General features: G+C 68.4%; 28 protein-coding genes and 6 pseudogenes. 16 read left to right on the top strand and 18 right to left on the bottom strand.

The features are described 5' to 3' along the window. Positions 1–72 precede the first annotated feature (72 nt). Positions 73–666 (bottom strand): hypothetical protein, encoded by a 594-nt coding sequence (locus AC0B9F_RS18155; protein WP_472003692.1) that lies wholly within the window; start codon positions 664–666, stop codon positions 73–75. Positions 667–793: 127 nt separating this feature from the next. On the opposite strand from AC0B9F_RS18155, the gene AC0B9F_RS18150 reads away from it, so the two are divergent. Next, positions 794–1,180 (top strand): hypothetical protein, encoded by a 387-nt coding sequence (locus tag AC0B9F_RS18150; RefSeq protein WP_472003690.1) that lies wholly within the window; start codon positions 794–796, stop codon positions 1,178–1,180. 549 nt (positions 1,181–1,729) lie between these two features. Beyond that, entirely contained in the window at positions 1,730–1,891 is a 162-nt protein-coding gene (locus AC0B9F_RS18145; protein ID WP_472003689.1) for a hypothetical protein, read from the top strand. A 331-nt stretch (positions 1,892–2,222) separates the two neighbouring features. Here the strand turns inward: AC0B9F_RS18145 and AC0B9F_RS18140 are convergent, their stop codons facing one another. Beyond that, positions 2,223–3,008, bottom strand: coding sequence for a helix-turn-helix domain-containing protein (locus AC0B9F_RS18140; protein WP_472003687.1), 786 nt, complete (start codon positions 3,006–3,008; stop codon positions 2,223–2,225). A 63-nt stretch (positions 3,009–3,071) separates the two neighbouring features. Between AC0B9F_RS18140 and AC0B9F_RS18135 the strand changes: the two genes are divergently transcribed. Both AC0B9F_RS18135 and AC0B9F_RS18130 read left to right on the top strand, forming a co-directional pair. Then, on the top strand, positions 3,072–3,878 hold the full coding sequence (locus AC0B9F_RS18135; RefSeq protein ID WP_472003685.1) for an SDR family oxidoreductase: 807 nt from the start codon (positions 3,072–3,074) through the stop codon (positions 3,876–3,878). 343 nt (positions 3,879–4,221) lie between these two features. Next, positions 4,222–4,743: a hypothetical protein gene (locus AC0B9F_RS18130; protein ID WP_472003684.1), complete on the top strand. Its 522-nt coding sequence runs from the start codon at positions 4,222–4,224 to the stop codon at positions 4,741–4,743. Positions 4,744–4,859: 116 nt separating this feature from the next. On the opposite strand, the pseudogene AC0B9F_RS18125 reads toward AC0B9F_RS18130, so the two are convergent. Next, positions 4,860–5,006, bottom strand: a pseudogene (locus AC0B9F_RS18125) (telomere-protecting terminal protein Tpg); the annotation flags it as partial. A gap of 84 nt (positions 5,007–5,090) precedes the next feature. On the opposite strand from AC0B9F_RS18125, the pseudogene AC0B9F_RS18120 reads away from it, so the two are divergent. Further along, a pseudogene (locus tag AC0B9F_RS18120) lies at positions 5,091–5,227 on the top strand (IS5 family transposase); the annotation flags it as partial. A gap of 40 nt (positions 5,228–5,267) precedes the next feature. On the opposite strand, the gene AC0B9F_RS18115 reads toward AC0B9F_RS18120, so the two are convergent. From AC0B9F_RS18115 to AC0B9F_RS18100, 4 genes are read right to left on the bottom strand one after another with little or no spacing between them, the layout of a single operon-like run. Further along, positions 5,268–5,891, bottom strand: coding sequence for a DUF3159 domain-containing protein (locus AC0B9F_RS18115; protein WP_472003683.1), 624 nt, complete (start codon positions 5,889–5,891; stop codon positions 5,268–5,270). After that, positions 5,888–6,205: a hypothetical protein gene (locus AC0B9F_RS18110; protein WP_472003681.1), complete on the bottom strand. Its 318-nt coding sequence runs from the start codon at positions 6,203–6,205 to the stop codon at positions 5,888–5,890. Before AC0B9F_RS18110 ends, AC0B9F_RS18115 begins: the two co-directional genes overlap by 4 nt. Before the next feature lie 3 nt (positions 6,206–6,208). Beyond that, on the bottom strand, positions 6,209–6,685 hold the full coding sequence (locus tag AC0B9F_RS18105; protein WP_472003679.1) for a DUF2269 family protein: 477 nt from the start codon (positions 6,683–6,685) through the stop codon (positions 6,209–6,211). Next, on the bottom strand, positions 6,682–7,365 hold the full coding sequence (locus AC0B9F_RS18100) for a DJ-1/PfpI family protein (protein ID WP_472003677.1): 684 nt from the start codon (positions 7,363–7,365) through the stop codon (positions 6,682–6,684). Before AC0B9F_RS18100 ends, AC0B9F_RS18105 begins: the two co-directional genes overlap by 4 nt. Before the next feature lie 188 nt (positions 7,366–7,553). Between AC0B9F_RS18100 and AC0B9F_RS18095 the strand changes: the two genes are divergently transcribed. The 3 genes and pseudogenes from AC0B9F_RS18095 to AC0B9F_RS18085 form a co-directional block, all read left to right on the top strand. Then, a complete protein-coding gene (locus AC0B9F_RS18095) occupies positions 7,554–8,528 on the top strand; it encodes a GlxA family transcriptional regulator (protein ID WP_472003676.1) in 975 nt (324 codons plus the stop codon). Between the two features lie 392 nt (positions 8,529–8,920). Next, complete coding sequence (locus AC0B9F_RS18090) at positions 8,921–9,526, top strand: hypothetical protein (protein WP_472003674.1); 606 nt, start codon at positions 8,921–8,923, stop codon at positions 9,524–9,526. A gap of 33 nt (positions 9,527–9,559) precedes the next feature. Next, a pseudogene (locus AC0B9F_RS18085) lies at positions 9,560–9,670 on the top strand (GNAT family N-acetyltransferase); the annotation flags it as partial. A gap of 374 nt (positions 9,671–10,044) precedes the next feature. Here AC0B9F_RS18085 and AC0B9F_RS18080 read toward each other — a convergent pair. Further along, complete coding sequence (locus AC0B9F_RS18080; RefSeq protein ID WP_472003672.1) at positions 10,045–10,629, bottom strand: TetR/AcrR family transcriptional regulator; 585 nt, start codon at positions 10,627–10,629, stop codon at positions 10,045–10,047. Positions 10,630–10,843: 214 nt separating this feature from the next. On the opposite strand from AC0B9F_RS18080, the gene AC0B9F_RS18075 reads away from it, so the two are divergent. Further along, positions 10,844–11,782: an alpha/beta fold hydrolase gene (locus AC0B9F_RS18075; RefSeq protein WP_472003670.1), complete on the top strand. Its 939-nt coding sequence runs from the start codon at positions 10,844–10,846 to the stop codon at positions 11,780–11,782. 447 nt (positions 11,783–12,229) lie between these two features. Here AC0B9F_RS18075 and AC0B9F_RS18070 read toward each other — a convergent pair whose 3' ends face one another. Next, positions 12,230–12,964 (bottom strand): SDR family oxidoreductase, encoded by a 735-nt coding sequence (locus AC0B9F_RS18070; protein ID WP_472003668.1) that lies wholly within the window; start codon positions 12,962–12,964, stop codon positions 12,230–12,232. 92 nt (positions 12,965–13,056) lie between these two features. On the opposite strand from AC0B9F_RS18070, the gene AC0B9F_RS18065 reads away from it, so the two are divergent. The 4 genes and pseudogenes from AC0B9F_RS18065 to AC0B9F_RS18050 all read left to right on the top strand — a co-directional run bounded on the left by AC0B9F_RS18065 (position 13,057) and on the right by AC0B9F_RS18050 (position 15,264). Continuing rightward, entirely contained in the window at positions 13,057–13,920 is an 864-nt protein-coding gene (locus tag AC0B9F_RS18065; protein WP_472003666.1) for a LysR family transcriptional regulator, read from the top strand. Further along, a pseudogene (locus AC0B9F_RS18060) lies at positions 13,917–14,776 on the top strand (ATP-binding cassette domain-containing protein). Before AC0B9F_RS18065 ends, AC0B9F_RS18060 begins: the two are co-directional and overlap by 4 nt. Continuing rightward, on the top strand, positions 14,773–15,114 hold the full coding sequence (locus tag AC0B9F_RS18055) for a hypothetical protein (protein ID WP_472003664.1): 342 nt from the start codon (positions 14,773–14,775) through the stop codon (positions 15,112–15,114). The pseudogene AC0B9F_RS18060 and the gene AC0B9F_RS18055 overlap by 4 nt, the downstream one beginning before the upstream one ends. Further along, positions 15,115–15,264, top strand: coding sequence for a hypothetical protein (locus tag AC0B9F_RS18050; RefSeq protein WP_472003662.1), 150 nt, complete (start codon positions 15,115–15,117; stop codon positions 15,262–15,264). 139 nt (positions 15,265–15,403) lie between these two features. On the opposite strand, the gene AC0B9F_RS18045 is transcribed toward AC0B9F_RS18050, so the two are convergent. From AC0B9F_RS18045 to AC0B9F_RS18025, 5 genes and pseudogenes are all read right to left on the bottom strand, one after another. Further along, positions 15,404–15,904, bottom strand: a complete 501-nt coding sequence (locus tag AC0B9F_RS18045; RefSeq protein WP_472003660.1) for a hypothetical protein — start codon at positions 15,902–15,904, stop codon at positions 15,404–15,406. A 42-nt stretch (positions 15,905–15,946) separates the two neighbouring features. Beyond that, on the bottom strand, positions 15,947–16,585 hold the full coding sequence (locus AC0B9F_RS18040) for a PQQ-binding-like beta-propeller repeat protein (RefSeq protein WP_472003659.1): 639 nt from the start codon (positions 16,583–16,585) through the stop codon (positions 15,947–15,949). Between the two features lie 359 nt (positions 16,586–16,944). Beyond that, positions 16,945–17,052 (bottom strand): annotated as a pseudogene (locus AC0B9F_RS18035) (SAM-dependent methyltransferase); the annotation flags it as partial. A 4-nt stretch (positions 17,053–17,056) separates the two neighbouring features. Further along, on the bottom strand, positions 17,057–17,278 hold the full coding sequence (locus AC0B9F_RS18030; protein WP_472003657.1) for a DUF6879 family protein: 222 nt from the start codon (positions 17,276–17,278) through the stop codon (positions 17,057–17,059). Further along, positions 17,247–18,413: a DUF642 domain-containing protein gene (locus AC0B9F_RS18025; RefSeq protein ID WP_472003655.1), complete on the bottom strand. Its 1,167-nt coding sequence runs from the start codon at positions 18,411–18,413 to the stop codon at positions 17,247–17,249. The genes AC0B9F_RS18030 and AC0B9F_RS18025 overlap by 32 nt, the downstream gene beginning before the upstream one ends. A 440-nt stretch (positions 18,414–18,853) precedes the next feature. Here AC0B9F_RS18025 and AC0B9F_RS18020 point away from each other — a divergent pair, with 440 nt between their 5' ends. Then, positions 18,854–19,090, top strand: a complete 237-nt coding sequence (locus tag AC0B9F_RS18020) for a DUF2795 domain-containing protein (RefSeq protein WP_472003653.1) — start codon at positions 18,854–18,856, stop codon at positions 19,088–19,090. Positions 19,091–19,609: 519 nt separating this feature from the next. Here the strand turns inward: AC0B9F_RS18020 and AC0B9F_RS18015 are convergent. From AC0B9F_RS18015 to AC0B9F_RS18000, 4 genes are all read right to left on the bottom strand, one after another. Beyond that, positions 19,610–19,771, bottom strand: coding sequence for a hypothetical protein (locus AC0B9F_RS18015; protein ID WP_472003651.1), 162 nt, complete (start codon positions 19,769–19,771; stop codon positions 19,610–19,612). Between the two features lie 54 nt (positions 19,772–19,825). Continuing rightward, positions 19,826–20,422, bottom strand: a complete 597-nt coding sequence (locus tag AC0B9F_RS18010; protein ID WP_472003648.1) for an SMI1/KNR4 family protein — start codon at positions 20,420–20,422, stop codon at positions 19,826–19,828. Between the two features lie 440 nt (positions 20,423–20,862). Beyond that, positions 20,863–21,204, bottom strand: a complete 342-nt coding sequence (locus AC0B9F_RS18005; RefSeq protein ID WP_472003646.1) for a hypothetical protein — start codon at positions 21,202–21,204, stop codon at positions 20,863–20,865. A 1,256-nt stretch (positions 21,205–22,460) separates the two neighbouring features. Further along, positions 22,461–22,694 (bottom strand): hypothetical protein, encoded by a 234-nt coding sequence (locus AC0B9F_RS18000; protein ID WP_472003644.1) that lies wholly within the window; start codon positions 22,692–22,694, stop codon positions 22,461–22,463. A 603-nt stretch (positions 22,695–23,297) separates the two neighbouring features. On the opposite strand from AC0B9F_RS18000, the gene AC0B9F_RS17995 reads away from it, so the two are divergent. Together AC0B9F_RS17995 and AC0B9F_RS17990 are read left to right on the top strand one after the other, a co-directional pair. Next, positions 23,298–24,005, top strand: a complete 708-nt coding sequence (locus tag AC0B9F_RS17995) for a hypothetical protein (protein ID WP_472003643.1) — start codon at positions 23,298–23,300, stop codon at positions 24,003–24,005. 140 nt (positions 24,006–24,145) lie between these two features. Beyond that, a pseudogene (locus AC0B9F_RS17990) lies at positions 24,146–24,511 on the top strand (helix-turn-helix domain-containing protein); the annotation flags it as partial. Between the last annotated feature and the right edge of the window lie 3 nt (positions 24,512–24,514).

Here is a 24,514-nt window from a genome sequence, read left to right as displayed (position 1 = left end):
AAGAACGCTTCCCGCCCGGCCGAGGCGAAGATGCTTCACTGCACGAACAGACGGAGCGCGGGGCAGTCAATTTTATGTGGCAGGTGTGGCCGCAGGCCCCTGAGCCTCCAGGACGACAGCCGTTCCAGCGGCGGTTCGGTCTTCGTGCATCGTGATCGTTTGGCCGGGCTGAAGGTGCCGCCACTGCGAAGGGTCAAGGGGGGCGAGTCGCACGGAGGATCGCTCGCCAGGCCCCAGCAAGGGTGTGAATTCGACCCAGAGGCTCGCGATGTTGAGGGCCGGTTCGCCGGACGGGGTTCGATTTCCGATATTCCACATCGGCCGAAGAACGCCGGCTCCGGCGAAGGGGGTCTGCCGACGGCCCTCACTGGCTGGTCCGAGGGTGAGGTCCGCACGGATGATCCCGTTGCGGGTTTCGTAGCAGCGCCAACGACACCAAGCCGCGCTCTTCTCCAGTTGCATCTGCTCGGCAGCCATGGCGAGGGTCTCCCAGAAGCTGAGCTGAAGCGGGTGGACGTCGCCGAGTTCCTCCAACAGCCCGAGAGCCACCTCCCACTCGTCGTGGGCCAGGTATTTCCAGACGTCGTTGACCGTGATGTCGTTCTCGGTGGCGATCTCTTCGGGGACCAGCAGGGAGGCGGCTTCCAGAAGCGTGGGGACATCCACGCCCTGATTCTGGAGCACGTGTCGGCGTACTCGCGAAACGAAAGTGCTCAACGAAGTACAGATGAAGGTGCTCAGCCTGGTGTTCGTCTGTGGGCTCGGGTAGGTGGACTCGTGCCACGATCGTGCGATGCAGAGTCCTGATCCCTCGTTCCGTCGGCGCTTGTTGATTGAGTCGCTGACCGTGCTGGCGGCTGATGCCCAGACCCAGGTTGCCTGGCTGGCCAGGCATGACGTGGTGACGGATGAGATCGCCCTGGACTTCGATCACGCTTTTCGCATGGCTGAGGACCTGGTGGAGGAGGGACAACTCGATCGCGGCGTCCTGCCCGACTTGAGCGAGATCGACACCATTCTCAGCGAGATGAGCGGTGCCGAGAACGCTGGTCAGTGGACGACGGATGCGTTGTCCGTCTATGAGGGGTGGAGTCGGGCTCGGCGGGTGGCCCGCCGGGTTCTCGTTGCGGAGCTGGGTGAATGGCAGGGGCCGCTTTGGGAGATTTCTGTCATCCGGTGAGAGCTGCGCTGTTGTCGCTGGTCAGGCCATTTGGGCATCCCGTTCGATGGAGGCGAGGGGGTTCTTGCGGCGGTAGCTGGGGCCGTTGATAGAGGTGACTCCGCAGTGGTGGAGGGGACGGTCGAGGGTGGCGGTGGCCGGTGTGCTGGCTCTTGCGACGCACCGGCTCGCCGGCCTTCGCCGAGTTGCGAACGGCTTGGCTCAATAGGATGTACTTGGCCAATTGGTCCCGAAGCAAGCACCGAGGCGTTCTCGAAACTCAGCGACGTCACTCTCCCGCGGAACCAGGCGTTCCCACGGCTGATCGACAGACGTTCTCGAAACTCACCTACAAAGCCAGGACGGAGCACCATCTCGTCGTACCTGAGCGGCGAGTCTGTGCCCTCTCAGGCCTTCGTGCAGTAACTGGTCGCCCACGTCACTCCCCACCAGCAACCGGCGTGCATGAGGGAGGCCTTACGTCTGTTCGTCGCTGCCCAGCGCCCGAAGCCTGGCCCGGAGCTGCCCGCGCCGAGAGCGGCAGCCCCAGACGATGCGCCGGGGTCTGCTTTGGCCAGCGACGCGGCCACCGCCCAGGACCAGGCCGCAAAAGCGCAGGAGCAACTCGCCCAAGCCCACGAGCGCAACCAGGAACTGATGGAGGAACGGGGCCGTACCAGGCAGCTTGTCTTGAGCCTCAGCTGGCTCACCGCCAAGCTGCAGCAGCAGTAACGAGAGCCGTGGATTCCGGCGGGTGAAGCCGATGCCGGGAGCCCCCGCGCTCCTGCCCTTGCTTGGCGAGAATGCGCAGCGGGCTGGTCACCGGCGCTCGTACTGTGCCGGTCGACGCCCAACCGAAGAGCCCAGCCTTGCCAAGTCTCGCGTGAGCCGCAGCACAGGAGTTGTCATCGGTAGAAGCGGATGAGCTGGCGTATGGGAAAAGTGGAGGCAGTCTGGTTGTCACGAACGAGGCCTTCGACTTGTCACGAGAACTCATTCAGCACGCCTTCTGTCACCGGAACGACGGTCGGGACACCCTGGCCAACGGCAGACGTCTGGCGCGTCACAGAAGACGCGCCAGGGCGGCTTCGGACGGGCTCCCGGCCGTCGCCTGATACACGATGATCACCTGTTGCTCGGCGCCGCCGACGGTGAGCGCCTGCCTTCGCAGGGCGAGGCTGCCGACGACCGGGTGCGCGAAGCGCTTGAGTTCGTCCCGGGCGGGCCGGGTCTCGTGCCGCATCCACATACGGCGGAACTCCCCGTCCGTCTCCAACTCGGCGATCAGGCGGACGGTTTTGGGGTCGCGTGGGTCGGCTTCGGCGCGCAGGGCCGCTGCGGTCTGCGCGGCCACCTCCGCCCAGTCGGGGAAGAGCCGGCGGGACGCCGGGTCGAGGAACACCGCCCGGACCAGGTTGCTCCCGGGCTCGTACATCGGGGCGAGCGCACGGGCCTGCTTGTTCGCCGCCAGCACGTCGAAGCACCGGTCGCGCACGTACGCAGGGCGGTCCGCCCACGCGTCGAGCAGCCGGTGCACTTCCGCGGAGACCTCGGTCCGCGACGGCGGCACGGGGGCGGCGGTGGCGAGGGCGTGCAGGTGAGCGGAGGCGTCAGCGTCCAGCTTCAGCGCCCGCGCGAGAGCGCGCAGCACCTGGGGCGAAGGGTGCCGGTCGACGCCCTGTTCGAGCCGGACCAGGTACGGCTCGCTGATTCCGGCGAGCCGGGCCAGTTCCTCCCGGCGCAGTCCTGCCACCCGGCGACGTCCGCCGGCGGGCACCGCCACGTCCGCCGGAGCGACCCGTCCACGCCGGGCCTTGAGGAAATCTCCCAGAAGGTTGTCGGACACCATGGTGCGAGGGTAACCCTGCGGGGGTGCTGGCTGCCGAGATGTGAACGGCGCAGGCTCGATGTCATGAAGATCTGGTTCATCACCGGCGCGTCCCGCGGCTTCGGCCGCATCTGGGCCCAAGCCGCTCTCGACCGCGGCGACCGCGTCGCCGCCACCGCACGCGATCCCGAGACCCTGCGACCTCTCCTGGACGCACACGGGGACAACGTGCTCCCGCTCCGCCTCGACGTGACCGACCGCACCGCCGTGACTGCCGCGGTGCAGCAGGCCGCCGAGACCTTCGGCCGCCTCGACGTGGTCGTCAACAACGCGGGCTACGGCCTGTTCGGCATGGTCGAGGAAACCACCGAGGAACAGGCTCGCGCCCAGCTCGACACCAACCTGTTCGGCCCGCTGTGGGTGACGCAGGCGGCCCTGCCGTACCTGCGGGCCCAGGGCAGCGGTCACATCCTGCAGGTCTCCAGCCTCGGAGGCCTCGCCGCCTTCCCCACACTCGGGCTGTACAACGCCTCCAAGTGGGCCCTGGAGGGGATGAGCGAGGCCCTGGCCCAGGAGGTCGCCCCCTTCGGGATCCACGTTACTCTGCTCGAACCCGGCCCCTACGGCACCGACTGGTCGGGCGCCTCCGCAGTGCACACCGAACCGCTCCCCGCCTACGAACCCGTCCGCGCCGCGCGCCGGGCCGGTGCGTCCGCCCGCACGCCTCAGGACGCGCAAGACACCGCCGCCGTTGTCCTCGAACTCGTCGACACCGACGCACCACCCCTGCGGCTCTTCCTCGGCACCTACCCCTATCCGGTGGTCGAGGCGGCCTATCGGAAGCGGCTCGACACATGGAACGAATGGCGGCACCTCGCCTCCCGCGCGTGACCGGCACAGAGCACCCCGCGGCGTCCAGGCTCGCCGCGCGGGACGCCTCGACGGCAGCCGGTGCATCAGCCCGCGCCGGCGTGACGGGAACAGGGCGCCCTACAGCTCGGTGACAAAAAGCCTGCCCTGTGACAACTATCGAGCTTCGGCTCATCGCGTGAGCCGAAGCACGGTAGGTGTCACCTCACGCGAGCACCGACCTGCGACTTTGTGGCCGTGAGCGCGCTACTTGGCACTGGCAGCGTGGGAAGCAGGGTTGCTGTCACCTCCGACCGCGCACGCTCCCTGGTTACGGGGTCAGCCACCTGGCGCTACCGTCCCGGGATGGCCCACTCTGGCACGCATGGATTGGTTGCCACTGCTCTCCACCCTGACCGGGGCCGCGATCGGCATCGTCGCCACTCTCATCGCCGATCGGAACCGATGGAAGCACGAGGATGTCAAAGAAGCCCTTCGACTGCGGCTCGACATCTACACGCAGTACACCACCACCGTGAAGGTCCTCGGTGAGACTCTGCGAGCCTTGGCCGAGCGAGAGCACCCCTCCGACGACGAACGGGCCCTGGTGCTGCGCGAAGCCCTTCGGGATTCAGGCATAGGTATCGCATCAGAACGGATGTGGCTTATCGCGCCCCAACCCGTCGTCAAAGCCTCCAACAGCGTGTTCCACTGCCTGCGACGCATCTGCGACGGCTACATCGACGGCACTGCCGTCGGCAGTCCAGAGGATCGCGCCCGCTGGGAGGCGCGCGGCAAAGCAGCCGCCAAGATGCGCAAGCTCATGCGTGAAGACCTCGGCGTCGGCCCACTCACCGAACGCCACAGCCCCCTTCTCGACGACTACAGCAACCCCGCCGCGCAGTGATCGTGACACCTCCCACCCCCCCACCTGCTGACCTTGGTGACAACAAGCCCGCCTATGTGACAACTACCGTGCTTCGGCTCAAACGCGCGAACCCGAAGGGCCTCGGTGTCCTCTTTTCAGTAGTCCAGGTCCAAATAGTCGATGTCGTTGATTTCCACGTCCGACCGTCCCATAGCGCGTCCGCTGCCGTCCTGGACATAGACCGCCTTGAACCCTTCGGCGATGATTCCGCGCATTTGCTGGTCGCCGGCCCCGGCGTCACGACAGGGCGGGTTCCGCTTGCTACGTCCTTGCGGATCAGGCCCGCCGGAACCCCTGTCCCCAAGCGCCGGATGCCCGCCTCCTGCGTCAACGGAGTTCTGCGGCGACCGGTACGTGAGCCGAGGACCACGTCGCTGCACCGAGTGCATGCTTGCTGGACACGCAGAGCATCAAGACCTCCGCCAACGTGCCCTCCGCCGGCCAGGGCGTTGACGCGGGCAAATACTCTGGTCCGACGTTCCCTGCAGAAGGGTCCACGATTCCTACTGTGCCCGGACCGCGTTCGATCGTCTTGAAGCCGGGTCTGTACCCGGGGCCGACTCGCGGTGGCGGGCGACGGCCACCCGCGACAGAGCCAGCGTGAAGGCGGTGATCCCGGGCCACAGCACCCCCATGACGATGTGAAGGCCGCCGAGCCAGGCGATCTGCGCACGACTGTAGAGGGCGGCCTGCGCCGCCAGGCTCGCCAAGGACACCAGGCCGATGAACACCGTCATCCAACGATAGAAGCGGTGCAGGGGCTGGTGCGAACGCCAGTGTCGTGGGCCGCCCGCGACCCGGTTGGCCACCATGCCGGCCAGCGGACGGCCTGCCAGCACCGACAGCAGGCAGGCCGCCGATGACGCTGCGGGCAGCAGCATGGGCAGCAGGAAGAAGCCTCGCGCCTGCCCGGTACCGACCGCCACGGCCGCGCAGGTCACCGCCAGCAACGCGCCTACCGCCGCGTGCCGGAGGTACCGACGGATCCACAGACCACACCCGAGAACGAGCGCCCCGGCCGCTGTGGCCGCCACGAGGGCGGTCCGCAGCCCGTCGGCACCGTAGGCGGTCACGAACGCCAGGGTGGGCGCGGCCGTGGCCGCGAGCGTGGGCAGCCGGGCCCTCATCGTGCCCCCGCCCCCGCGTCCGGAGCGGGCTGCGTGCCGGTGCGTTCCAGGGCGCGGAGTGCGAGCAGGCCTCCGATGCCGGGAATGACGGCGCGCAGCACGGCGCCGGTGCTGCGCTGCCGGTCGCGCCAGGTGGCCAGTATGCCGAAGAGCCATGCGATCCCGTGTACAGGACCGATCAGCGCCGCGATCTGCTGGGCGTTCGCGGTGGCGAGGTTGAGCAACAACACGGTGAGGCTGACCAGTTCGATGGTTGCTGTAGCCCGCAGCGGCTTGCGTGCGAGCCGTGGCGCGGCTGCGGAGTCGGCGGTCATGGGTCACACTCCCGTGGTGGAGCCTGGGCGGAGGATCATCAGGACGGTGACCGTCGCCCAGAGCAGATTGAAGGCGCCCGTGAGCATGGCCAGGCGCGCGGTCTGCGCGCGCTCGACGACCGCCGTCCCAGGTGCGGATTCGGCCAGGTCGGCGAGGAGGCGTTCCTGGGCCGGCAGAACCAGCAGTGCCAGCACCAGTGCGGCGGCACCGGTCAGCGCGATCGAGGTGATCAGCCAGGGGCTGCCCAGGACGTGCAGCTCGCTCGCGGTGGCGAAGCCGAGGCCGGGAACGGCCAGAGCGAGTGCGGCGTAGACGCGGCAGACGCGGTGCAGCACCCGTACCGTGGCGACCGCCTCCTTCCGGTCGGGCGAGCCGGCGGCACGGCGGGCCGCGGCGGGAAACATGCTGCCCGCCACGGTCACCGGGCCGACGGCGACGATCGCAGCGAGCACGTGCAGGATGAGCAGGAGCTTGGTCATCGCGGCTGCTCCGCGCCGCCGGCGGCGGACACCGGCGCGGGCCCCTGGTCGCGCCAGACGACGCCGCGGCGCTCATAGGCGAACAGCTGCTCCACCGCGAGCGCGACCTTCGGCCCGATCTCCCGGTCCAGCAGATACAGGCCCAGGTCGAGGCCGGAGGTGACGCCCCCAGCGGTGACCAGGTCGCCGTCGTCGACGACCCGGCCCGGGGCGACGTGCACGCCGCCCGCGCCGAGCAGGTGCAAACCCTGGTGATGAGTGGTGGCGTGGCGGCCGTGCACAAGTCCGGCCATCGACAGCACCAGTGAGCCGCCGCAGACCGTGGCCACCGTGGTGCCCTCTGCGGCCAGCGCGGCGGCCAGCAACTTCGGGAGTTCGGTGGTCAGCGCACGGCCGAGGATCGCGGGAATCTGTTCCTCGGCGGAGCCGTCCGCGCCCTGCCCGGGGAGCCTGCCGGCCGCGCCCGGGACGACGACCAGGTCCGCGCGGTCCGGGGCCAGAGAAGCGGCGGCCGGCAGCGCGACGCCGGGGATTCCGCTCGGCACCTGCCTTCTTCCTTCAGCGGAGACCAGTTCGACGGTCACTCGATCGGTGAAGGTTCGGGCGGCGCTGAAGACTTCGAACGGGGCGATGATGTCCAACGGGTCGAAACCATCGAAGAGGACGAACTGGGCCAGCATCGGCGACTCTCATTTCCCTGGGTCCTTGACTGCCGCGCTCACGCTAGGCAGCACAACAGGCCCCGCCCATGGGCTTGAATGACACAAATCAACGAGTTCTCGCCACTTCGCTGACTAGCGCTTTCCCGACACACAACCTCTGGGCCAGGGCGATGTGGTGCGGCTGGAAGTGGGCGTAGTCTGCGCGGATGCACACGGTTGCGATTCTTGCGCTGGATCGGACGGTGGCCTTCGACATGGCCATCCCGGTGGAGGTGTTCGGACGCGTGCGCCTGCCGGACGGGCGTCGCCCCTACCGGGTGCGCGTCTGCGGCACCCGACCGGAGGTGCCGACCGAAACGTTCACCATCCGTGCGCCCTGGGGGCTGGACGGCCTCGCCGACGCCGACACGATCATCGTGCCCGGCCGGGAGGAACGTGCGGGCCCGCCCCCGGTCGAGGCTCTTCAGGCTCTGCGCGACGCCGCCGCCCACGGCGCACGCATCGCCTCGATCTGCGGCGGCGCCTTCACCTTGGCCGCCACCGGCCTGCTGGACGGCCTGGCTGCCACCACCCACTGGATCGCCGCTGATCAGCTCGCCCGGCAGTACCCGACAATCGAAGTGCGCCCGGACGTCCTCTACGTTGACAACGGTCAACTGCTCACCTCTGCCGGGGCCTCCGCCGGCATGGACCTGTGCCTGCATCTGGTCCGCAGCGACCTGGGCTCGGCCGTCGCGGCGGACGCGGCCCGACTGGCCGTCACGCCCTTGGAACGTGAGGGCGGCCAGGCCCAGTACATCGTCCACGAACCCCCGCCGCTGCCTCGCGGCTCACTTCTGGAACCGACTCTGGCCTGGATCCAGGATCACCTCGGCGAGGACCTCACCCTGGAGGCCATGGCTGCCCGCTGCGCCATGAGTACCCGCACCTTCAGCCGCCGCTTCCGTGAACAGACCGGCACGACCCCGCTGCAATGGCTGCTCCGCGCACGCGTCCGGCACGCCCAGTACCTACTCGAGAACAGCGATCATTCCGTCGAACGCATCGCCGTACAGGCTGGTTTCGGATCCGCCACCGCCTTCCGCGAACGGTTCAAGCGCGTCACCGGCACGACCCCGCAGACCTACCGGGCAACCTGGAAAGCGACCGGCTCAGATCGAACCCCTGCCGCTCCCGGCTGACGTGCGCAGCGTCGAGATGCCCACCGCGGAACTGTCCGCCCATGAGGGACGTCCGGTGCTGTGGGCCGCCCGCCTCAGCGCCCAGGCCACGACGTCCTGGCCTACCTCCAAGCCTCCCCCGCCTCCACGCCGCACAGCGCGCCGCACACGGACACGGAGCAGGTGATCGAGCTACGCCCATCACAGATGGATGCCCTGCGCGTGTACGTGGGCCTGGCCCCGGTGATGCACGTGCGAGAGAACACCCCCTCGGCGGTCGTCCTTGAGTCGACGAGGGTGTCCCCCGCACGGCGGACCGGTCCCCACCGTGCGGAGGACGCCGGAAGATGGGATGGGCTGCGATCTTCGAGATGCGTCACACGAACGATGCCTGACGAATCGAAGGAGCAGTGATGTCCAGCTTCCAGCCCGAAGTGCCCCTGGCGAACAGGTACTTGCCCACCACTCAGGGCGCCGGTCGCTTCCCCGTTTCACCGGTGCCCCGTTGGGCACGGATCGCTGCGCACGCAGTGCCCTTCACGATCCTGCCCTCGGGGCTGTGGCGCATGGGAGTGATGCTTGCCATCCCCGGTTTCGGCACAGCCGAGGCCCGCGACCACGGTGCCGGTCTCGATCTGTACCTGATCCTGCTCTTCGTGGTCTCCGAGGGGCTCGGCCTGCTCACCCTGGGGCTGATCCAGCCATGGGGTGAGTCGGTGCCGCGCTGGATACCCCTACTGGGCGGACGCCGCATCCCCCCGCTCGCCACGGTAGTCCCGGCCACACTGGGCGCGCTCGCAACCACAGGGGTCGTGTACTACTTTTTCCTGTCCATCCTCTTCGCGGGATTTCCCCCAGGACACACGACCACGGAACAGGTGGTCTTGACGGCCTGTTACCTGCCGCTGCTCGCCTGGGGGCCGCTGCTCGGATCGGTGACGTACGCCTACTACCGTCGACGCGCGAGCGGACAGGGGGCGAAACGCGCCTCCTCCCTCTCCCTGACCCCGTCGAGCTAGCCCCAGTCGGCAGGTCATGAAATCTGGCACATTTTGGCCGTTGCCCCGGAATTCCGTGGACGCGGCATCGGCGGTGAGCTGGTGCGCGCCATGGAGGACCGGTTGAGGGAGCGGGGTGTCCGGATCTGGTTCGGCCTGGACCACACCCAGGCGCGCGGCTACCGGGCCTGGAAGCGGCACACCGCGCACGCGCTCGCCGCCTACGCGCTGCTGGCCGTCGTCGCATCGGCCCTCGTCAAAGCCACTCACCCCCGCACCTGTCCTACCCGACGATGCCGACGAGAAGGCGCCGGCCTACTGCGGCATGACAGCGCTGACCGTCCCCGCGATCCAGCGCCTTCTCATCGTGATCACACGGCGGATACAACAGGCCCAGGACCTCGCGTTCCACTTGGCCTGGTCCGATTGGCGACGAAGCCACCGGCCCCGAGCCCGTTGGCACCACTACCGCGCACGCATCGAACTCCTGAAATGACGGTGCGCACCAGGCTGCGAGTCCGACGGCCGTATCAGATTTGTTACGCGCGCAACGCCTGCGGCAGCGCGTCCACGGTCACGCCCACGATAGCCCGGAGTTGCGCCGGGCTCGCCCCGGCCCTGCTCATGACGGCGAGCGACTGGTTCACAGCCGCCGCGTGTACAGCGAAGGCTTCGGCGTCCTGGTCGGTCAGTCCGCCGGCCTTCAGCGCGGTGCGCAGGCGCAGGCGCTGGAAGCCGAGCGCCTGCTTGGCGTGCGCTGCGACGCTCGGACTCAGCACTGGGATCGCCATGGCTGACTGGGCAATCAGACATCCATCGGGTAGTTCGGGATCGGCGATGCGCTCGAGGGTGACGTCGAAGAACGCACGAACAGCGGCAACGGGTTCCGAGGCTGCACACGACAGGGCGGCGTCGTACTTCTCGCCATAGCGCGCGGCGTAGAGATCCAGGCAGCGCAGGAAGAGCGTGTCCTTGTCGCCGAGGGAGGAGTAGATGGAACTGCGATTCAGGCCGGTTGCCCGAGACAAATCGTCCAATGAGGTGTCGGCGTAGCCATCGCGCCAGAACTGGATCATCGCGGCGTCGAGCGCCGTGTCCATGTCGAACTGCTTCTTGCCTGCCACGCGGCACTTCCTTGCCGATGCGTCGATGGTTCGGGCTGGGTTGCGCACCATTCTATCTTGAACTGATCAGTTCAAGATGTGTAGCCTTCAAGCGTGGTCATGGCCAGGCATACCCCGCACTTCGCGACCGCGCGAGAAACACACCACGTGGTCCCAGCCACCGCCGTCAGCTACACCGCCCCCACCGCACACCTGACACCGACGGAGGATCCCCGTGACCGACCCAGCAACCAGCACTCCGCATGTCTCCGAAAACAACCCCATCCGCGACCTGCCCCTGCAGCATCTGGCCGGATTCACTCACCGCTGGGTCGACGCGGACGGCGTCCGCCTTCATGCCGTCGAAGGCGGACGACCAAGCGGCCCGGCCGTCGTCCTGCTCGCCGGATTCCCGCAAACCTGGTGGGCCTGGCGAAAGGTAATGCCCGGCCTCACCCACCGGTTCCACGTCATCGCGATCGACCTACCTGGTCAGGGCCACTCCGAGCGTCCGGAGCGCAGCTACGACACGCACGCGGTCGCCGCGCACGTCCACACCGCCGTGAAGGCTCTCGGAGTGTCGACTTACTCTCTGGTCGCCCACGACATCGGCGCCTGGGTCGCTTTCTCCCTCGCCCTCAACTTCGAGAGCCACCTGCGCGGGGTCGCTCTGCTCGACGCCGGGATTCCCGGTATCACTCTCCCGGAGGCGATTCCCACCGACCCGGATCGAGCGTGGAAAACGTGGCACTTCGCGTTCCACATCGTGCCCGACCTGCCCGAGACGCTGCTTGCCGGCCGCGAACGCGAGTACGTCGGCTGGTTCCTGAAGGTGAAGGCCCTGTCTCCCGACACGTTCGACGACGCCGAGCTCGACCACTACGCGGCGGCCGTCGCCGTCGACGGCGGCCTGCGCGCTTCCCTCGCGTACTACCGAGACGCCGCGGAGTCAGCGCGCAAGAACCGCGAGGCGCTCAAGCGGCGGCACCTGACCGTGCCCATCCTCGGAATCTCCAGCAGCCACGGCTCCGTTCCGGACATGGCCGCCTCCATCAGCCCATGGGCCGACAACACCACCGGAATCGTCGTGCCCGACGCTGGACACTTCATCCCCGACGAGCAGCCCGAAGCTATCGCTGCCGCGATAACAGACTTCATCGCCGACGACGACTGACACCCGTCGAACCCACCCGACCGCGTTGCCCAAGGCCGCGCGAAACTCAGACCACGAGGTCTGACCGGCGCACTCGACGAATTGCGGCCGTCTACGCCTGCCGAGGCGAAAGCGTTAGACCACAGGTCAGGACCTTGTGAATTCCGGGCCGCTACGAAGAATCTGGTTGAGTTGAGCACCAGGTCATCAGTGAGGAGTTGAGAGCCGCCCGCCACATGCCCCACACCGTTGAGTGGCCGTCCCATCCCTTCCACGGCCACCACCGGGAACTGTGCTCCTGTGAACACTGCACGCTCCTCCCCGGCGCCGGCGATGGCCTGGGTCGGATTCAGCAGGGAGGCGCTGACATGGAGGGGCCCCGGAGGTGAGCCGACTTGGTACTCGACGTGGCTCACGTTTCGTGGACCTACCGGAGCCGGGCCTCGTCGATTCACGGCGGGTTCGTGATCACCAGGGGACGACGCCGTCGTCCTCGAAGAACGAACCGGTCGGGCCGCCGGCGGGCAGGGTGGCGAGCCGGATCGCCGTGGCCGCGCCCTGTTCAGGAGTGCGGGGCCCTTGGAAGCCTGTGAAATCGGTCGCGACCAGGCCCGGGCAGGCGGCGTTGATCAGGATGTTCGTACCCGCGAACTGCCGGGCGTACTGCACGGTGAGGGCGTTGAGGAACGACTTCGACGGCGCGTAGGCCGCCATGATCGGGATCTCGATGTCTGGGTCCGCCTGCCGGGCCAGGGAGCCGACGCTACTGGAGACGTTGACGATGCGTGGCGAGGCCGAGCGCCGCAACAGTGGCAGCATCGCGTTGGTCACCCGGACGACACCCATGACGTTGGTATCCACGACCGCGCGGAGCACCTCCAGGTCGAGCGCGGTCGGGTCCTGCACCCATCCCGGGTCCATCTCGCCCGAGATGCCGGCATTGTTGACCAGGGCGTCCAGGCGCCCGGCCAGCCGTTCGATCACTTCCGCGGCATCAGTGACGCTCTGGTCGTCGGTCACGTCCAGCGGTACCCCGAACGCGTCCACGCCGACGGCGCGCAGCTTCCCGACGGCGGTTTCGCGTCGGGCGGCGTCGCGGGCTCCCACACCCACGCGGTACCCGAGGCTGCCCAGCCCGGCCGCGATCTCGTACCCGATGCCCTTGTTCGCGCCGGTCACCAGCGCGATCATCGTTTCGCTCATGCTGATGATGTTGGCTCGCGGACGAATTGTGCGGCCAACACCGATACGGTGTTCTGTCATACCTGCCAGGTATCACTGCGTATGCTGCGGCCGTGGACACCCTGGAGACCCGCGAGCTGAGGTACTTCGTGGCCGTCGCCGAGGAACTGCACTTCGGGCGCGCCGCCGAGCGCCTCGGCATGGCCCAGCCGCCGCTGTCGCGGGCGATCCAGCAGCTCGAACGGCGCCTCGGGGTCTGCCTGCTGCAGCGCAATCGCCGTGGCGTCCGCCTGACCGGTGCCGGAGAGGTGCTGTTGCACGAGGGCCGGGCGGCCCTCGACGCGACCGCTGCCGCCGCTCGCCGCACCCGGCGCGCCGGCGGTGCCGACAGCCCTGGCGGCCCCCGCGGTCGGCTGGTCCTCGCGGTGAAGGCCGCCGCGTCCCACGAACTGCTGCGGAACCTTCTCGACACCTACGCGGCCGAGCCCGACAGTGCCGAGATCGAGGTGCTGCCGTGCGGCATTTCCGAGCAGGAAGAGCTGCTGCGCGACGGACGCGCTGATGTCGCGCTCATGCACACGCCGTGGAACTCCCTCGCCGGGTTCGACAGCGAGGCACTGACGACCGAGGGGCAGGTTGCCGTCCTGCCTGCCGGGCACCCCCTCGCCGCCCGCGAGACCTTGTCCCTGGCCGATGTCAGGGACGTCCCCGATCTGCCGCTCGCCCGCTGGCCCACCCACGGCACCTACGCACCCGGCCCGGGCCCCGAGATCCACAACCAGACGCAACTGGCCCAGTTGATCGCCCTCGGACGCACCGTGGCGGTCGTCCCCGACTCCGCCCGCTCCTGGCTGTGGGCCGAGCACAGGGCCGTCCCCTTGACCGACGCGCCTCCCGTCGTGACCCACATCGCCTGGCCCGCCCACAGCCGCTCCCTCGCCCTGGCCGGCCTGATCCGCGCGGCCGCACGGCTATGACCAGTTCCTGCCCCCAGCGGTCAGCACCCGGGACACCTCAGGCCCCGGCCGGTGATGTCGTGGCAGTCGCCGGCGGGAACGGATCGGGAAAGTCGACGCTGCTGCGGATTGCGGTGGGTCTGTCTCGGCCGACCCACGGCACGTTGGCCGCCCGGCCGCCCGTTGTCGGGTACGTTCCGGACCGGTTCTCCCCCAACGAACGCATGTCGGCCGCGGCGTACCTGACGCACAGGGCCGCATCCGCGGGCTGACCACCTCGGCCGCCTCGGCGCGGGCCGGCCGGTGCTGGACCGACTCGCCCTGCTGGGCGGCGAGCACGCCCCCCTGTGGAGCCTGTCGAAGGGCAACGCGCAGAAGGTCGCACTGACCCAGGCCCTCCTGGTGGAACCCGGGCTGCTCGTCCTGGACGAGCCGTGGTCCGGGCTGGACGCCGACGCCCATGGCGTGCTCGCCGAGATCATGGCCGAGCTCGCGGCCTCTGGCGGCACCATCGTGTTCACCGACCCCGCGAGTCGGTCACCCGGGCCCGCGCCACCCGGACATACACGGTCAGCAAGGGCCGCGTGTCGTTGCGGGGACCGGAACCGTGGGCTACCGGGCAGCGGCCTGCGTCCGACGTCGTCCTGACTTCAGGCCGGACGGCCGCGTACCGCAGGACCTTGCTTGGGAACAACTGGACGGCGTGCTGACGGTGAGCCGGGATAGCACCGGCGTCAGGATGCGCGTGAGACGCGAGTCCACCGACGCTCTGCTGTTCACCACGCTCCAGCACGGCTGGTCCGTCGAGCGCGTCACCGGGACGGCCATGGACCACCACCGGACGCCGAACGTCGCGACGAACGGAGAGACGCGGTGATCGCGCTCTTCCGCCACACCTTCGCCACCGTGCTGCACACGCAGCACTACCTTGCCCCGCTGCTCCTGTTCATGGGCCTCATGGGCGTTCCGACCGTCAACGGCAGCGGCCCCCTGCCCCCCGCCTACGCCTCCTCCGCCGGCGCGCTGTTCGTCTGCTCGACCTGGCTGACCATCGCTCTGATGAGCCTGGACGACCCGCCGCAGCGGGCGATCGTCGTCATCACCGCGGGCGGCCGGTCACTCACGGTCCTGCTCGCGGCGATCGGCACGGCCCTGCTGAGCTGCCTCGTCCTGATGGTCTTCGGACTGTGCTTCCCGTTGTGGATGGGCGACTAGGTGGTCACCGCGACCGACCTCATGCTGGGCCTCGAAGCGCAGCTCACCTGTGCCCTCGTCGGCATCGCCATCGGCGTGCTGTGCTCGCGGCAGGTTGGACGTATTCGTCAGATCTTCATGATCAACTACTGGCGGCGCTTCGACCATTGACGGGCGACCGGGCATGCCGTGCTGCCGGCCCAGATGGTAATGACCGCCACATCGAGCGGGCGAAGGCGTTACTAGGTGCAGCGACCGGACCGTCACTGGCGTGCAAGGAGATCGCTGCACCTCGCTCAGCTCGTTCAGCTCACCGGGCGTGCCGGTAGGCGACCACCTTGTAGTCCCCCAGGTCCGTGTCCGCGTCGTCGGCGTTGTAGAGGAAGAAGCCGTAGCCGGCGAAGTCACCGAACGGCGTCACCTCGTACCGGTCGGCCCTGACCGTTCCGGTGGCGATGTCCACGACCACCGGGGAACGTTGCTCCGAGTCGTCCACCGGGAGGGTGCTGCCGAAGGCGGTGCCGTCGTCGGTCACGCCGTCGAAATCGACGGCCTTGGTCTGCGCGGTGTCCCCGAAGCAGCGGCCGGTGCCCTTCTCCAGGTCGAAGGCGGCGTCGTCCTGGACGAGGTAGCGCCCGTTCGCGGACAGCGACGCGCTCTTGGCGGCGTCCTCGTTCCGGTGGAACGAGGACGCCGTGCAGTTCACCTTCGACCGCACCTTGCCGGTCGCGGGGTCCAGGACGGCGAGGGTGTCCTGCGTGGCCCCGTCGTCGTGCCATAGGGCGAACAGGGAGGTGCGGACCGGGGTCATGAAGAGCTTGTTCTCGGAATCGGTGGTGAGGGCACCGCCCGACTAGACGCCGGGAACCCAGTAGTGGGCCTTGGGCTGCTCGTCCGTGGCGAGCAGCGGTCCACGCGAGGTCACCGCAACGGCCTTGGTCGACGCGAAGCACAGATGGCACTCGCCGGCCGGGGGCTTCATCTTCGTCAGGTCGAAGGACTTCGTCGCCCCGGTGGCCGGATCCACCATCGCGATGGTCTCGTCACCGAACCGCACCAGCAGGCCGCCGCCCCCGTCGGTGACGGTGCCTTCGCCCGGCAGTTCGAGATGGTGCGCCAGCGTGACAGCTCCGGAGTCCGCGTCCTTGGCGCTGAAGATGTCGAGGGTCGTGACGTCCCGGCCTTTTCTGACCGCGTCCTCGCCCGTCGTGCCGGACGACGTGGCCACGAGATAGTCCTGGCCCTGCTCGGTCGTCACGAGGGCCGACATCATGCCGACGCCTTCAACCTTCCGCGTCCACCTCGTTTCGCCGGTGGCCGCGTCCATGACGGTGAAATCGCCGTGGTTCGCGGCCGGCTGGAAGACGGCGACGGCCGCGGAGTGCGGGAGGAAGAGATGGGTCCCCATCATGTCCGATTCCCAGCCGTGGGAGGTGTCGTACACGCTGGGCACGGACAGGCGGTCATGGGGCGCGGACTGACCGTGGGTCACGGATCCGGTCTTCCCTGCGCCGACTGGGGGCTTGTGGGTCTCTCCCGTTCCGTCGCCATGCCCCGAGCCGCCGACGCAGGAGCTGAGCAGACCCACTGTGACGACTCCCGCGAGGACGTACCTGAGCCGTTGCATAGGGATTCCCCGTTCGACACACGCCGTGACATGTCCTACGGGAGCAGGAGTATCCCCGACGTTCCCGCGGCCGGCACGGGGCCGGACCGTGATCCCGCGATTTCCAGCCATTGCACGCCGATCAGGAAAGCGCGCCCCATCTCCCGAATCCGTGCGGAGCAACAGAGTTCACAGAAAAAACGGTCCGGCCACGGGGCCGCTGCCGACCGGCCAAGGGTGTGCGGTCAGACGATCCGACCCACTCCGCCGAACTCGATCCACTCGTGGGTGAGCCGGCGCGGTGCGACCTCGGTGTCCGGGCGCCAGGTGGAGACCTCCACCAGGCCGGGCTGAGCGTCACCGCGACGCGGTCACCGTTTTCGGGTGACCTGGTCGAGGCGGAGGCGGGCGGTGCGGCTCCGAGTCGTCCGCGGGCACGCTCCCGTCGCGCAGGAACGTGTCGTAGACCGCCCGCTCCTCCCCCACGGCGTAGATGTCGCGCAGCTCCAGGTGCAGGGCGTGCTGCCGGGCGGAGTCGAGCAGGTCCTCAAAGCTGGGTGCCGGCTGCTTCTGCGGCATCACACGCCTTCCTGATCTGATCCACCATCCGGACCGGGGTACGGATGACCCCTTTGTCGTCTGCAGGCGGGCTCTCCTGGCTGCAAGCCGCCCGGGTCGCCGCGTCGGCGAACTTGCCCTGCAGGACCAGTTCAGGCCCCTCAGCGGTGCCGGTGTCCCCCCACGCCGCAGGGCAGTTCCTTCCACCCGAGTTCGGGTCCGTGCCGAAGAAAAGCAACGCCATGATCCCCTGCGAAGCGAGCCGGTTGCGCGTAGTCGCGGGACGGCCGTCCCGCGCCCGGAGGCCGGCGCCAAGGCCCAACTCAGTCCCGCGTCGACCACGAAGCCGGGCCCGTCGCTCGATGCGGCGGGCCCGGCTTCGCGTCTCTGCTGGGTCGGTCGTGTGTCCGGCCGGGGTCAGATCTCGGTGGCTTCGACGTCGGTGATCAGCGGGCCGCAGGCGCCGGGGGGTGGAGGAGACGAACTGCAACCGGCTGTGGCGCCCGGTGGCCGGAAGGATGGCCCGCACCAGCTGCCAGGTGGCGTAGCGACGGGGGGAGTTGGGGGTTCCCAGGCTGAAGGGCTCGACGTTGTCGGGGTTGTCGGCGAACTGGACGTACATCATCTCGTTCACTGTGCCGGCGTTCGCGGCGCACCAGGGGTGGTCGTTGATCTTTAGTGCGAAGGTGACGGCGACCGTGGTCCCGGGCGTCGTGTTCAGGGTCTGCTCCACGCCTCCGGGTTCGCCTCCGTTGAGGTCGACCGCCTGCGAGCCGCTGTCGACGACGGGCGAGCCGCTAGTCTTCGACGCGGCCCGGCCGAAGACGTCGACGCTGCCGTTGGTGACGCGCCAGCCAGGGATGGCGTTGTTGTTGTACGCCACGGTCGTGTAGGAGCTGAGGTTGGTCGGGTCGACGTAGGGCTGGATGAACGAGGGGTTGGTGACGGCGATGCTCGAGTCCGCACTCGCCGGTGTTGCTGCGGCGATGGTGGTGGCGACGATGCCGAGGGTGGACAGGACCGCGATCAGTTTTCCTGGCAAGACAGGCTCCCCTCTCTGGGCGTCGCTGCCGAGCGGCAGCGGTACCGAGCCTTCCGCTTGATGCGTGTGTTGCACATCCTTCGATCGAGTGCTGCCCGGGGCGCACCAGAGCACGTCAGTTCCTGATGACTGCGCCCGCACGTTCTCAGAGGGGCCAGCGCTTTATTTCTGCCGGTTGTTATTCGCCGGGCGCGGTAGTGACAGAAGACGCCGCTTGGCCGGGCCATCGTGCATGTGCCAGGGCGGTGATGACGGCCGGGAGAACGACGAGGCCGAAGTCCGTGACGTGTCCAAAGGGACTGAGAGGGAGAACTTGGCCGAGCAGACCCGCCGCTGGCTAAGAAGGCGAGCCAGGGGTCGGCTGCAGGGGTTTGGGCCGGCGGTCGAACTTCACCCAGCACCGTCGTACGTTGGCGAGAACTCACACGCCCACATGGACCTCCACCTGGGCGGGTTCCTTCGGCGGTGCACTGCACGCGGCCTCTTCCGCCCAGCACGGCCCCCGCACTGCGCCCACACTCTGCCCGACCGTCCATCGGATCCTGGAGGTCAGCATGGGCTTTCCCCCCATCGGCGCAGAAGTCCCGTTCAGCATCACCGATTTCCTCAGCCGCCTAAAGCTGACATGGCCTTGCAGCAAAGAGGAGCTGCTGCAGCATTTGCCTGTCGCGAACGCTATGCCCGTCGGAGGGCCCGTCAGACGGGACCTCTTGTCCAAGATCCCCGACCGCGAATACCAGAATGCGGCAGATGTAGCGCAGGAGTACCACAAGGCCCTGCAACAGCTCTAATGGTCAGGCACGGCAGCTCCGCCCATCGCTGAGGGACGTCGTCGCCTTCCTCCAGGAGGCCGGCATGGGAGGGGTCGACGACCTCCACGTCATCCGGTCCGACTACATCGAATGGCGCGGCGGCGGCCCGGAGGTATAGGGCTAGCAGCCGCATGCAGCGCGGTCCGAGCGGCGGGCGCTGCGTGAGGCTCTGCTTGCGGTCAGCGCGTAGAGATCCGGCCGACCCCAGTCGGCTGCGGCCCAGTAGGCGCTGCAGCCAGCCCGAGCCGTCGCGGCCGCTCCGTCGACCACCTCGGGACGGACAGAAGTGACGAACGATCGTGCGCTGCTCGGTGTCTCGCGTTCGTGCCGAGGTGGACGGGCCCAGTGCCCAGGGGGGCGGCGGTCGGTCACGCCTGATTGTGCCTTCGGGTCCGGATCCTATTCTTCAGGCCCCCGTGCGGTACGGGGCGCACACCCGCTCATCTCCCCGGCCTGCCGCGCCGCCGGACCGGACGCGGGCGCACCGCCTGGCTGATCTCATCCGGCGGCCGATACCGCGCCCTCGCCGAACGCGGACACGTCCGCGACGGCCACGTCCAGGCGCAACCGGGCGAAGCGGATGGGGTGCCGCCACGCGCCGCGTCCCTGCGCCGTGTAGACCGTGACCTCAGCGACCAGGCCCGGCTCGACCAGCGTCACGTCCAGCGGCGTTCTCGACCCCCACGACGACGTGAAACGGACGCCACTGAGTAGTCACGGAGAGTCAGATCTTGGAGTCATGCGATGACGGTTTGGATGGGCACGGAGCCGAGGTGAAGTGAGTTCGAGGGCCCGGTCGTCGCGTCCGGCGCTCATGTGCTTGAGCCAGCGTTCGTACCAGTCGAGGAAGTCAGTGGCGGAGGAGACATCGGGGCCCCAAAGCCCGTCGCTGTTGCCCATCAGGACGCGGCCGGTGAGGGGCCCAGTCACTGCGATGAGGCATACGTCGGTGCAGCCCATCTCGATGACATGGAGGAAGAGGTCGCCTTGGTGGTCCCCGGCTCCGGCGTCGTCGAAGCCGCGGGGTGTCCCTGGTTCTCCGCACGGATTCATGACCAGCAGGGAACATCGCTCCAGCGGCATAAGGCCGTAGAACGGCGCCGCGCCTGAGCCGCCGATGTGCGTGAGGAACTGCCGATAGGCGTCGGGCAGGGCGATGTCGTGCTCGGCCTCAAACGCAGTGACGCGTGCTTCCGCCAGCTTCGGACCGAGGCGGAACTGGTGTTGCTCTACCCCGAAGGAGTGGCTGCGCAGAGGTTGGAACGGGATCGCTTCCAGCTTTCGACGCAGGCGGGGTATGCGGGGATCCATGGTGCATCTTCTCTCGTCCCCTTCACCCCCCGCAGCCGGACTGGGCGTCAGCCTGCTGGGGTCTTTCGTAACACCGCTTGTCGGGCGGATGCCACAGCGTGTCGGGATTGGGGGTCATGGTCGATCCTCTCGCCGGCGAGTGGAAGGCCGGGGGCCGCTGACCAACCCGGCGTCCATGAGCCAGGTTCCCGTTTCGTGCAGGGTGGTGCGCACAGGGTCTGACACGCGGTTCCGATCGTGCGCCACATGCTCGAACGTGTTGGTGTATGTGGTGGAGGGCCACCCGGCTGGCGCCGGAGCGTCACGCCGAGCTGGACGCGTCGGGTATGCGCTGGTAGCAGGCGCGGTGCGCGTCGCGCAGTATCCCGCTGGGCGACGCGCATTGGCCCGTGCCGTCGTCGGATCCCGCGTCCGTTGAAGATGTCTGGTTGAACACACGCTCAGGGCAGCCGCCGCCCCATCTTCGCTGACTGGCGGTTGTGCTCCTTCGTGTCCCACCACTCTTCCAGATGGGCCTGGACGAGGTTCACGAGCAGCTGCAGTCGCTCTGGCTCGGGCGAGGCCGAGGTGAGTACATCCAGCCAGGACTTGTCGTCCCAGGGCAGAGATACCTCCCATCGCTCGGCTGGGCGGCCCTGGCGGCCCACAGCCAGCCGGTACGTCAGGGTCACGCTTCGGTCGGGGCGGTGTTCGATCGACAACCTGTCGACATCGAAATGGACCCCGTCTGTGGTGACGTACGAGCGGCTCAGGGCCCGTTTGGCCGGCGTTGGTTCTTCCACGGGAGGCACCGCCCTTTCCTCATTGAGCACACGCCGGGCTAGGAGGTCAGCGCAGGCAGCAGAGCGGGGGGCAACGGCCGGCTGATCGACGTTGTACGCCGTCAGAAGGTCGTTTTTGCCGGCCGGGGACCCGAGGCTGGTGCGGAACTACTCCACCCGCGGCACTACCTGAGGTAAGTCGAATATCCGCCGCGGCCGTTCGGGTCCCCAGGCCAGATGGCAGCGTCGATCTTCCGGTCCTTGGTCCTGTTCCAGCCGTGCCGCAGCTTAATGCGCAGCGTGAAGAACTGGGTCCCTCGGTAGTACTTCTTGAGGACGTAGTTGCGGCTGTGGCTCCTGCACTGAGCATCGAAGCTGTCTCCCGCTGCGGCAACGGCTGTCCAGACGTGGAAGGCACGGAGGACGCTGCCGACGCCGCACTGGCAGCGGGAGCCAGCAGGGCCGATACGGCTATAGCGGTAGACAGCGCAGCCCTGACGGTCATGTTGACATGCATGTATTCCTCCCTCTTCCCTCCCTGTGTCAATGGGGAGTTGGAGTGTCGCGCCTCGTCGAACGTTTCACCGCTAGCCGATCACGGTCAACCGGATTGCCGAGTCATGGACTCGATCCGGCATCAGCGCCCGGGGTAACGGCTCACACGACGGGACCGGTGCCGCAGCGCTCCGTAACGCGGCTCGTACGGCGCACCGTTGGCACCCGACGCAGCTTCCCACGACGCTGCCGAAACCGAGGCGCGACGCGGGCGCCGAGCAGCGGAGTGGCGTGTGGTCGGGAGGCGGGTCACCGGCCGGAGCCCGTCATGGAGAACCGGACCGGCAGGCTCGGTGCCCTCCTCGATGGGGCGAGGCCGACGACTCAACTGGCAGCCAGCAGTGCGCCCAACCGAGCACGGCACGTCTGCGACGGTCACGCCCAAGCACAGCCGGGCAACGATTCACTGAGCCGAACGCGGGGCCGGGCCGGCCGGGCGGCCGGGCCGGTACACCTCCGGGTGCTACTCGGTCGAACCCGCCCGCCAGGTGGCACCGCCGCGGAGAATGGGCGGGGTGACCATCCCAACCCAGACCTCTGCCGCCACTAAGGGCGTGTCCATCACGCAACCGATCGCACCGTAACCAGCGCCTGCCGCTGGAGCCGGGGCCAGGACGGCGGGCCCGGAGCCGAAACCCGCGGTGGCGTCACCGAACTCTGTGTCGGCGACCTCCGCGCTGGACCGCCCGGGTAGCCCACAGTTGCCGCCACGGGGCTGAGAGTCAGCCGCGCCGGTATCGAACAATCGCCATGCCCGCACTGACTGCGAGGATCACAGGAAGGGGATAGAGCCAGGCCTCCTTCGGCGCTGATCCGCTGACGCTCCCGACCACGCCGAACAGTACGTACACGGCCAGGGCTACGCCCGCAATCATCAGCAGGCCGCGAGGGCGGCTGGAGACGCTCTCGCCACTTTCTCGGTTCATCATCACCGTCCCTTTCCGCCCGCGCGTCATCTGTGCGTAGACCTTACGAAAGCCACGACTCGATCGCGGCGGATGTGCTGGCGCCCGCTGCGAAGCAACCGGCCGTGGAGACGAATCCGGACTCAGGCCCGGTCGCCGCTTCACATACGGCACCGACGACGAACCCGCCCGCGAGGCTCGTCGACCCCCGGACCGCCCCCACAACGTCCTCGGAGAAGAGATCCTCCCCGATGTTGTACAAGTCCTTCGCCTTCTTCGAACTTCCCTGCAATTCCGTCCGGCTTGTCAAGGGCCGACAGGCCGTTGGGGGTCGGCCTTGTTGATGGGGTCGCCGTCGGCGTACAGATAGAGGGGGGACGCCCACTGCCTCGGCCAGTGCCTGGCGCGACACTCTCCGCTCTGCTCTGACGACCACCAGTCCGTTGTACCCGCTCGTTTATTTATTAGAAGTACTTCGTGAGATCCCGGCCGCTGTGGGCCGATCAGGTCGTGCCTCGCGCGTCGGACGAGGTGCGGTCCGCGGTCGGGTTATAGGTGGTCCCGGAGTGGGGTGCGGCCCGGGCAGTGAGTGGTGCGCGGCTCGTCGCCGACCTCGTGTCATCGGGTCACATCTGGGCGATACGGAGATCGGACATGACTAACGGCGACAAGTGGCGGGCCGTCGGGCCCGCCAACGTCGGTTTCGAGACCAAGGCCTCGACCTTCACGGTGGGTGCCCGGATCAATGGGCTGGAATCGGGACTGGTGGCCGTCTGCGAGGACTCCGGCACCGGAGTCAAGGGGACGGGGAACGGCGAGGGCAGGCCCGGCGTGCACGGCTTCTCGGACAGCAACAACGGAATCGGTGTGAAGGGCGAAGCCCATCAGGGTGAGGGCGCGATCGGGGTGTGGGGAAACTCGGCGAACGGGTACGCCGGGTACTTCGACGGGCCGGTGCACGTCACCGGAGATCTCGAGGTGGACGGCACCAAGGGCGTCACGGTCCGCAGGGACGACGGGACGTACCGGGTGATGTACGCGGTCGAGGCGCCGGAGCACTGGTTCGAGGACTTCGGCTTCGGCCGGCTGGTCGACGGCCGCGCCCAGGTGACGCTGGACCCGGAGTTCGTCGCGGTCACCGAAGAGGGGCCGTACCACGTCTTCCTGACAGAGTACGAGGCCTCCAGCGGGCTGTACGTGACGGACCGGACCTCCGAGGGCTTCGGCGTCCGCGCGGCGACCGACGCCACGGCCCGCGGCGAGTTCGGCTACCGGGTCGTGGCCCGGCGCCGGGGCGTGCAGCCCGAGCGGTTCGCGGTGCGCCGCGACACCTCGGCCGCCCAGCGGTCGGCCCGGTCCTGAGGCCCACCCGATCCGACATGCGCGGCCGAAGAGGCCCTAGCTGTATTGGTCTCGAGCGTTGTTGACACTCGCCGGGCTTGATCATGGCGAAGACCTCCGGGTGGTGGAGCTGTCCAGGACTGCACCGCACGGAGCTCTTCGTGTCCCGCCGTAATGCCCCGCTGACCCTTCACGGCAGGCGGCTGTTGATCGAGCGTGTCTGCTCGGGCCGGCCCGTCGCACATGTCGCAGCCGTGATGGGCTCCTCGCGGCCCACCGCCCACAAGTGGCTGCGCCGCTGGAGGCAGGAGGAGAAGCCGGCCTGCACGACCGTTCCAGCCGGCCCCACACGATGCCGCACCGCACTCCGGCCGCGGTGGAGGCCCGGGTCTGCCGCTTGCGGCAAGAACGCAAGCCGGGCCCGGCCCGTATCGGTCCTCCCATCCTGGGCCTGCCCGCCTCCACCGTCCACCGGGTCCTGACCCGGCACGGCCTTGAACCGCCTGGCCTTCCTCGACCGGCCCACGGAC

It is taken from the genome of Streptomyces sp. NPDC097129, assembly GCF_055668065.1.
This window is presented reverse-complemented; position numbering and strand designations above follow the sequence as displayed.